This window comes from Kitasatospora sp. NPDC058478, from assembly GCF_042720345.1.
Lineage (GTDB): Bacteria > Actinomycetota > Actinomycetes > Streptomycetales > Streptomycetaceae > Kitasatospora.
In genome coordinates this window covers 1-1,105 of record NZ_JBHXML010000072.1, presented here as the reverse complement: position 1 = coordinate 1,105, position 1,105 = coordinate 1, and the positions used below count along the sequence as shown (strand labels likewise).

Here is a 1,105-nt window from a genome sequence, read left to right as displayed (position 1 = left end):
CCGCGGGGTTTTCCCCCCCGGGGGGGGGGGGCGCGGGGCGGGGGCCCCCCGGGGGCGCCGGGGCGGGGGGGGCGCCCCCCGCGGCCCCCCCCCCCCGACCGCCCTGCTACGGGTGCAGCCGCAGCCGCCGGAACCGGCATCGCGCCTGACCGGCGGCGGTGACCAGAGCGCCGATTCCGGCGAACCGCCGCCCCGACCGTCTGTCGGCACATGCCAGCGGCACATTCGCGGCCGAGGAAACCGAACCGAGGGAGACCGAAACTCGCCAGTAATCAAAGCCGGACGGCCTTCGGGCCGGCAGCGGGACACTGGTACGTTCGGTGGTGATCACGGGACGCATCAACCGCCCCGTGAGGGCGTAGCAGTGCATGACACTCCTCCGCTCCGGGCCCCGGCCGACGGTGGACAGACCATGGCCGGGGCTGCGCTTTCTTGACGCTGAAAAAGGTACTCCTCCGTGAAAGCGGTTTGCACCGCAGATGTCTCAACCCGGTGCTGCACGTGCTGATGGGAATGGCATTGCCGGTGAGATCCAGCAGCGTCTGCGGACCTCGCAGCGACACCGGTTCCGCTCTCACCATGACGTGACGATCGGACAGAATCGGGCATGTGTTGACGCTATCCGGGCTCTACCGATCGGTAATAGCCGATTTCCGGGCCGGTGCACCGCGTGGCGACTACAGGGCCGTAGATGGACGGGGCGGTTTTCGGTATTCATCGAATTGCAGATGCAAGCAATCGGATGATGAGATTCCACAAAAGCCGTGATGCAAGTCACATGATGTGGCGGTCGTGGGCAGCGATCATCGCGCGAGCGCACGGTACGGACAGATCGCCCGGCTCCATTTGCCGTGGCCTCAGGAGGACCCGGCGGGTCCGCTGGCAGCTCGTCAGCAAAGGCGGCATACGACGCGGACGGTCACCGGGTCGCGGCGGGTCCTGCGGTCGTGTCCGGCGAAGACCTCGCTGAGGTAGGAGCCGTCCGGCAGCGTCCGCAGGACGGGCAGGTTGGCGTTCTTGCGTACCCGCCACAGGAGGTCCGCGCCGGTAGCCCGGGCCTGCTGCCACAGCTCGACGCCGTAGAAGCCCCGGTCCGCCAGCAGCA

Annotated in this window: 1 pseudogene; it reads right to left on the bottom strand. The window is 68.6% G+C overall.

The annotated features are described in order from the left end of the window. Positions 1-965: 965 nt before the first annotated feature. Positions 966-1,105 (bottom strand): annotated as a pseudogene (locus ACFWPT_RS32320) (IS4 family transposase); the annotation flags it as partial.